Annotated in this window: 7 protein-coding genes; 6 read left to right on the top strand and 1 reads right to left on the bottom strand. The window is 64.6% G+C overall.

What is annotated here, in order from left to right:
* Nucleotides 1-72: 72 nt before the first annotated feature.
* The gene (locus ACNPN0_RS10495; RefSeq protein ID WP_448937733.1) at nt 73-1,065 is read right to left on the bottom strand and encodes a 2-hydroxyacid dehydrogenase; all 993 of its coding nucleotides are present in this window, start codon (nt 1,063-1,065) and stop codon (nt 73-75) included.
* 280 nt (nt 1,066-1,345) lie between these two features.
* Between ACNPN0_RS10495 and ACNPN0_RS10500 the strand changes: the two genes are divergently transcribed.
* From ACNPN0_RS10500 to ACNPN0_RS10525, 6 genes are all read left to right on the top strand, one after another.
* A complete protein-coding gene (locus tag ACNPN0_RS10500; RefSeq protein WP_448937732.1) occupies nt 1,346-2,923 on the top strand; it encodes an ABC transporter substrate-binding protein in 1,578 nt (525 codons plus the stop codon).
* Between the two features lie 30 nt (nt 2,924-2,953).
* Entirely contained in the window at nt 2,954-3,997 is a 1,044-nt protein-coding gene (locus ACNPN0_RS10505; RefSeq protein ID WP_448938898.1) for an ABC transporter permease, read from the top strand.
* A complete protein-coding gene (locus ACNPN0_RS10510; RefSeq protein WP_448937730.1) occupies nt 3,994-4,983 on the top strand; it encodes an ABC transporter permease in 990 nt (329 codons plus the stop codon). Before ACNPN0_RS10505 ends, ACNPN0_RS10510 begins: the two co-directional genes overlap by 4 nt.
* Nucleotides 4,980-6,014, top strand: a complete 1,035-nt coding sequence (locus tag ACNPN0_RS10515) for an ABC transporter ATP-binding protein (protein ID WP_073707804.1) — start codon at nt 4,980-4,982, stop codon at nt 6,012-6,014. Before ACNPN0_RS10510 ends, ACNPN0_RS10515 begins: the two co-directional genes overlap by 4 nt.
* Nucleotides 6,011-7,084 carry an ABC transporter ATP-binding protein gene (locus tag ACNPN0_RS10520; RefSeq protein ID WP_448937729.1) on the top strand — a complete coding sequence of 358 codons (1,074 nt, stop codon included), beginning with the start codon at nt 6,011-6,013 and terminating at the stop codon, nt 7,082-7,084. The genes ACNPN0_RS10515 and ACNPN0_RS10520 overlap by 4 nt, the downstream gene beginning before the upstream one ends.
* 129 nt (nt 7,085-7,213) lie before the next feature.
* Nucleotides 7,214-8,011 carry a dioxygenase family protein gene (locus ACNPN0_RS10525; protein ID WP_448937728.1) on the top strand — a complete coding sequence of 266 codons (798 nt, stop codon included), beginning with the start codon at nt 7,214-7,216 and terminating at the stop codon, nt 8,009-8,011.
* Nucleotides 8,012-8,048: the final 37 nt, after the last annotated feature.

Consider the following 8,048-nt stretch of genomic DNA (forward strand, 5'->3'; position numbering starts at 1 on the left):
AAAATCGGCCGCTCGTCGCCGCTTCGGCAGAAGTGGTGATGCCGGTGGGCCAGCATCGAGCTGGGGAAGCGATCAGGAGATCGGAGTGAGCAGCGTGCGATCCTCCAGATAGGAGCGCAAATTGCCCAGGGTCAAGGCTGCCATGTCGGCGCGGGTTTCGTGGGTTCCGCTGCCCACGTGGGGCAGCAGCACGACATTGTCCAGGTTCAACAGTTCGGCGGGGACGCTCGGTTCCTTGGTGAAAACATCCAGCCCTGCCCCTGCAATGTCCTTATTAGCCAGGGCCTGGACCAGCGCTGGTTCGTCGATGACCGAACCGCGGGCAATGTTGATGATGAATCCGCGCGGACCGACGGCTTCGATGACCTCGCGGTCCACCAGCCCAGCGGACTGGGGTCCACCGGCCGCGGCGATCATCAGCACATCGGTGGCCTCAGCCAAGGCGAGGGCCGAGGGATGGTAGGCATAACGGCTATCGGGCTTTTCCGAGCGGTTGTGATAGTGGATTTCACACCCAAAAGCTTCTAGGCGGTTTGCGATTGCTTGGCCGATGCGGCCCAGGCCAAGGATGCCTACCTTCGTGCCGCTGGCCCGGGTGGCCAGCGGGAAATTCTCTCCGGCAGCCCAGGCGCCCGCACGCAGGAAGCGTTCGGCAGCGCCGAGCGAGCGCAGCGTCGACAGGTAGAGTCCCAGCGCAGTATCGGCCACGCACTCGGTCAGCACGTCCGGGGTATTGCTGACTACGATGCCGCGGGCCTGGGCCTGGGCAACATCGGTGGCGTCGTAGCCCACTCCGAAATTGATGATCGCCTCGAGATTTGGCAGGCGCTGCATCAGCTCCGAGTCCACCCCGATGCGTCCGGAACAGACGGCCACGCGGATCTGCGTTCCGTGCTCCTCGAGCAGTGCTTCGCGTTCTGGGCCTGGCTCGGGCAGCGCCTGCGCGCCGAAGTCGGCCTGCAGGGCCTGGGCCACCTCTGGATTCACCGGTCCCACGCGCAGAATGGCGTCGCCGGTGATGGGGGAGTTCTTTGAGTGCGTCATGGCGCTGGTATTTGTGGGCATACCAGCATCCTAGGAAGACCAATCAATTCACGTCCAACACGCAGATTGGATGGATCAATGCTGTTGAGGCATTGATCGTCAAATAACCCCGAAATGTCGCGCAAGTCACATTTGCCAAAGGCGCGGATCGCCACTGCGGCGCTCGCCGGGCGCCACCGAAGGGACCTGTTTTTCCTTGACCATGCGGGTTCATCGGTCAAAGCTTTTGAATCAACGCCGGCAGTCCTGCCACGCCGGATGCTCCACTCACTGAACCCATCACTCTTCGCGAAGGATCACAATGATGTTGACCAACCACACCCGCACCCGCAAGCTCTCACTGGCCGTCGCCGCCTCCGCCCTGCTGGGCACCACCGCCCTGTCAGGCTGCTCGGTAGCCAACTCGGAACAAGCTGCCGGCGCACCTGACTCCGGCACCGCCAGCGACACCCTGCGCGTGGTGTTGCAGCAGGAACCGCCCACGCTGGAAGCCTGCGAATCGAACCTGACCAGCACCGGCGTGGTGGTTCGCTCGACCATCACCGAGCCGCTGATCGAACGCAACCCTTCCAGCGGTGAGCTTGAGCCGAAACTGGCCACCGAGTGGTCCAGCGACGATGACCAGACCTGGACGCTGAAGCTGCGCGAGGGCGTGAAATTCCATGACGGCTCCGACTTCACCGCCGCCGATGCCGCCGCCACCATTCACCGTGCGGTCAACTCCAAGCTGGGCTGCAACGTTGAAGGCTATGTCTTCGGAGACGACGACCTGAAGCTGAAGGTCGTGGACGACTACACCCTGGAAGTCACCGCGGTGAAGAAGGACCCGATCCTGCCATTGCGCCTGTCCTTCCTGGAAGTCGTCCCGGAGGAAACCTCCGCCACCGAGAAGGTGCGCGAACCAATTGGCACCGGCCCCTACCAGATTGATGACTGGAAAGCCGGGCAGTCCATCGATGTCTCCGCCTATGCCGACTACTGGGGCGAAGCCCCGTCCTTCGCCAAGGCCAACTACCAGTGGCGCTCCGAAGGCAGCGTCCGCGCGGCCATGATCACCTCCGGCGAGGCGGATATCGCCACCGGCCTGAGCCCGGAAGACAACATCGGCGAGCTGGGCGTCTCCTACCCGAACAACGAAACCGTGGCGCTGCGCATGCACAATGACAAAGCCCCGCTCAACGACGAGCGCGTGCGCCGGGCCATCAACTACGCCATCGACAAGGAATCCATTGTCGCCTCGCTGTACGGCGGACGCGACAAGGCCGCCGCCCAGCTGGTCCCCGCCGGCGTGGTGGGACACAGCGAAGACCTGCCAGTCTGGGAATACAACCCGGAGAAGGCCAAAGCGCTGGTCGAAGAAGCCAAGGCCGCCGGCGAAGACGTCTCAGCCCCGATCAACATGATCGTGCGCACCGCCCAGTTCCCCAAGATCCAGGAGCTGGCCCAGGTGATCCAGGAACAGCTCTCCCAGGTCGGGCTGACCGTGAACCTGAAGATGCTGGAGACCAGCCAGCACCTGACCTACCAGGTCCGCCCGTTCCCCACCGATGAGGACGGGGCGATCATGCTGATGACCCAGCACGGCAACCAGGCCGGTGACGCCGCCTTCACCGTGGACCAGTACATGACCACCAAGGGCGCCCAGTCGGCCTTTGGCACCAAGGAGCTCGACGAGCTGATTGCCACCGCTGATGCCGCCACCGGCGAAGACCGCCAGGCGGCCTTCGAGAAGGTCTTCAAGTACCAGAATGACGAGGTGGTGCAGTTCGCGCACATCGCCCACCAGACCGGCATGCTCGGGGTCGCGGCGAATATCGACTACACCCCGAATTCCTCGACGGGCGACGAGCTGCGCCTGGCCGAAGTCTCCAGCAAGTAGGCGCCGCCATGAGTGAAACGAGGATGTGAGATGCTGACCTATTTGCGAAAGAGAATTATCTCCTCCGCGCTGCCCCTGGTCGTCGTGGTCATCGGCGTCTTCGCGCTGGCCCGCATGACCGGCAACCCGGCTGCGCTGTACCTGCCGCTGAACGCGACCGAGGCGATGCGCGAGGACTTTGCTGCACGCAACGGCCTGGACCAGCCGATCTGGGTGCAGATGGCCCAATATTTCGGCGGACTGCTGCGCCTGGACTTCGGCGCATCGATGCGCACCGGGGAAGACGCCGCAGCCATGGCGTTGCGCGCCTTCCCGGCAACACTGCAGCTGGCGGCGATGACGATGCTGCTGGCCATCGTGCTGGCAGTGGTGGTCGGCTCGATTGCCGCGCTGAAGCCCAACGGGCTGCTGGACCGCTTTGCGAGCTTCACCTCGATGATCGCCGCATCCATCCCGGACTTCTGGCTGGCTATCGTGGGCATCTGGGTCTTTGCGATCAGCTTGGGCTGGGTGCCGACCTCCGGGGTGGTCGGGGCGGCCGCCTGGTTCCTGCCGGTGGCCACGCTGCTGATGCGGCCCTTCGGCACGCTGGTGCAGGTGATCCGCGGGGCCATGGTCTCGGCCCTGTCCGAACCGTATATCAAGCTGGCGCGTTCCAAAGGCGCGACCCAGCGCCGGGTGATCGCCAGCCATGCGCTGCGCAACGCCGCGGCACCTGCATTGACCGTGGCCGGGGACCTGACCGTGGGACTGGTCAATGGCGCGGTGGTGGTGGAAACCATCTTCGGCTGGCCTGGCATCGGCAAGCTGATGATCGATTCGATCCTGCAACGCGATTTCGCGGTGCTGCAGGCCTGCGTGCTGCTCACCGCGGTGGCGATCTTCGCATTGAACATCCTGATCGACCTCGGCTACGCGCTGCTCGACCCGAGGGTGCGGCCCAGCGCCGGCAAGCGGGCGCGGCGCAGCGCCCGGCGCGATGCGTCCCGGCAGCGCCCGTCGCAGCCGGCACCGGCCGATGCCGCTGAGCGCGCCGACGCCACGGAGCACGAGCTGACAAGGAGCCTGCCATGACGCAGACGATGAACCCCCAAGGCCCGCAAGCCGAGGAACCGCACGCCAAGCAACCGCGGACCAAGCTGGCGCGCGGCAGCAAGCCGAGCATGCTGCACCTGCTGCTGCGCGACAAGGTCGCCACCGTAGCGGCCGCAGTCCTGGCAGTGGTGGCGCTGACCGCGATCTTCGGTCCGCCATTGATGGGCGAGCTGGCCACCAAGCAGGATTTGATGTTCATGAACAAGCCCCCCTTCGACCCGGCCAACGGGTGGGCCTACATCCTGGGCTCGGATTCGCTGGGCCGTTCGGTGCTCGCCCGCATTGTGGTGGCCACCCGCACCACGATGATGGTCGCGGTCCCGGCGGTGGCCATTGCCCTGCTGATTGGCTCGCTGTGGGGTGTGTGGGCCGGTTATCACCGGGGCCGGCGCGAGACCGTCTCGATGCGCATCGCCGATGTGATCATGTCCTTCCCCTCGCTGCTGCTCGCCGTGGTGGTGCTGTTCGTCTTCAGCCCTTCGGCAGCGAATATCGTGCTGATCCTGGCGATCACCCGCATCCCGATCTACCTGCGTACCGCCCGGGCCGAGGCCGCTGAGCTGCAGTCGCGGACTTTCGTGGATGCCGCCCGCACCTTCGGCACCAAGCCCAATGCGATCATTGCCCGGCATGTGATCCCGGTGGTCACCCCAACCCTGCTGACCTTGGCGACATTGGAATTCTGTTTCGTGATGCTGGCCGAATCCTCGCTGTCCTTCCTGGGCATCGGGATCCAGCCGCCGGAAGTTTCCTGGGGTCTGCTGGTGGCCCAGGGCCGCCAGTATCTGCAGACCGCGTGGTGGCTCTCGATCCTGCCGGGCCTAGCCATCGTGATCACCGCGGTGGCGGCCAACGCGCTGGCCGCGTGGCTGCGGATCGCCACCGACCCGGCCCAGCGGTGGCGTTTGACCTTGGATAAGCGTTCGGCCAAGGCGCTGAAGACCATAGTAAAGGATGCAAAATGAGCACCATCACCGATCAGGCCGTGCTGCAGGTCCAGAACCTGGATGTTGATATCCGTACCCCGCAGGGCACCTTGCGGGTGGTCAACAACGTGGGGTTCACCGCCCGCAGCGGCACCACGCTGGCCCTGCTGGGGGAGTCCGGGTGCGGCAAATCCATGACTGCCAAGGCGATCGCCGGGCTGCTGGACCCGGTCGCCCAGGTATCCGGCGGCAGCGCCGAGCTGCTGGGCGAGGACTTGAACCAGATGAGCAGTTCACGGCGCCGCCAGGTGGCAGGTCCCGGGCTGGGTATCGTCTTCCAGGATGCGCTGGCGGCGCTGAATCCGGTCTATACGGTGGGCACCCAACTGGGCGAAGCCTTCAGGATCCACCGCGGCATGGGCAAGAAGCAGGCCAAGGCCGAAGCCGTGGATTTGATGCGCCGGGTGGGAATCCCGGAGCCGGAAACCCGGGTTAACTCCTATCCGCACCAGTTCTCCGGCGGGATGCGACAGCGCATCCTGATTGCGATGGCGGTGGCGTTGAACCCGCGACTGCTGATTGCAGATGAGCCGACCACGGCCCTGGATGTGACGGTGCAGGCGCAGATCATGGCGCTGCTCAAGCGCCTGCGTACCGAAACCGACATGGCGCTGGTGCTGATCACCCACGACCTGGCGGTAGTAGCCGAAGAAGCAGATGACGTGTGCATCATGTATGCCGGCAACGTGGTGGAACAGGGCAGCGTGCAAACGGTTTTCGCCAATCCCACCCACCCCTACACCAAGGGCTTGCTGGAATCGGTGCCCGGCCAAGGGCAGCGCGGGCAGGCGCTGTCCTCGATCCCGGGCAGCCCTCCGGAGCTCAGCCGCATCCCCGCCGGGTGCGTCTACCAGGACCGCTGCCCGCTCGCGTCCCAGCTGTGCCGGGCAGAACGCCCGGCGTTGCGGGAAACCGGTCCGGGCCAACGGGCAGCCTGCCACTTCGCCGAGCAGGTGCCGCACGCCACCGTCAGCCAAACCGGCTCCACCGAGAAGGAGATTCCCGCATGAGCACCGCAACTATCCAGCGTTCGGATACCGTGCTGCAGGTCAAGGATCTGAGCAAGGTCTTCCACGTTTCAGCCGGCGCGTCGGGGTCCCGCGAACTGCGCGCCCTGGACGGCATCAACCTGAGCATCAAGCGCGGCGAGACCCTGGGCCTGGTGGGCGAATCCGGGTGCGGCAAGTCCACGCTGGCGCGCACCTTGATGATGCTTGAAACCCCGGACGCGGGACAGGTGCTCTTTGACGACAAGGATCCTTTCGCCCTGCACGGCAAGGACTTGCTGACGTGGCGGCGCCGGGTGCAGATGGTCTTCCAGGACCCGTTCGCCTCGCTGAACCCGCGGATGAGCGCCGGGCAGATCATCACCGAGCCCTTTGCTACGCACCGCGATCTGTATCGCGGGGCTGCCAAGCAGCGGCGGCTACATGAGCTGCTCGATTTGGTGGGGTTGCGCCGCACCGATGCGGACAAGTCCCCGCAGGAGTTCTCCGGAGGGCAGCGCCAGCGATTGGGCATTGCACGGGCATTGGCATTGAACCCGGAGCTGATCATCCTGGACGAGCCGGTGTCCGCGCTGGACCTCTCGGTGCAGGCCCAGGTGCTGAACCTGCTCAACGAGTTGCAGCAGGAGCTGGGTGTCAGCTACCTGTTCATTTCGCATGATTTGTCGGTGGTGCGGCATGTGACTGACCGGGTGGCGGTGATGTATCTGGGCAGGATCATCGAGACCGGGACGACCGAGCAGGTGTTTGATTCGCCGTTGCATCCGTATCCTGCTTCGTTGCTGTCCGCATCGCCGAAGCTGGATCCGGCGCAGCGGCCGGCCGAGCGGATTGTGCTGCGCGGTGAGCTGCCCTCGCCGTTGGATCCGCCTTCGGGGTGCCGTTTCCGTACCCGGTGCTGGAAGGCGCAGCCGGTGTGCAGTGCCGAACGGCCCCAAATGCGGGTGCGTGAGCAGGGAGGAACTATTCGTTTGGGGATGCCTGGCGATGGTCCGGTGCAAGGATTGCACAGCACCGAATGCCACTTCCCGGTGGAAGTGGTTGAGACCGGGCAGAGGGGCCGGGGAGCCTAGTGCCCCGGGTGCTGGGGCCTTCGTCCATGAGTTATGGACGATGGCCCCAGTGCGCAGTAGGTTGGAGGCAGGAACGGCAAACGATTCCAAAAGGTTGACGCTTCAACTAATGATTGGTAGCTTTGAATTATGACTCAGCGACCCGATACCCCTCCCGTCCTCTTTCTCAGCCACGGTGCTCCGCCGCTGGCCGATGACCAGCGCTGGACCAGTGAACTGGCCGATTGGTCCGGCACCTTCGAGAAGCCCAAAGATATTCTGATGATCTCCGCGCACTGGGAAAATGCCCCGGTGACGCTGAGTGCTACCCAGCAGAAGAACGAATTGGTCTACGACTTCTGGGGCTTCGACCAGAAGTACTACGACGTTCGCTACGACGCGCCAATGGCGCCCGAGCTGGCCAATGAAGTCGAACGGCTGACCTCGGCCTATGGCCATCACGTGGAGCGCGACGAGACGCGTGGACTGGACCATGGCGCCTACGTGCCGCTGAAGGAAATGTTTCCGGATGCGGATGTACCGGTGGTGCAGATGTCCATGCCAACACTGGATCCTGCAGGACTCTTTGATCTGGGCAAGAGCTTGGCGCCCTTGCGCGAGCGGGGAACCTTGATCGTTGGCTCCGGATTCACCACCCACAACTTGCGCTGGTTCAACCCAGCCGGCGGGCCGGATTCGGCGCCGCCATCGGCCTCCAGCGAGTTCGACCATTGGGCCGAGGAGGCAATGGCCCGCGGGGATGTGGACTCCATCCTCGACTTCCTGCACAAGGCCCCGGCGGCCCGCGAAGCGCACCCGCGCTCGGAGCATTGGGCTCCGCTGTACGTTGCGCTGGGTGCGGCATACGCCTCGGGTGGAATTGATGCCAAGACGGCAATTGACGGTTTCTGGTACGGCCTGTCCAAGCGCTCCTGGACCTTGAGCTAGGCGATATCCCTATCTTTCCCGCAGCAAGCGCGGCACC

It is taken from the genome of Glutamicibacter sp. AGC84, from assembly GCF_053543575.1.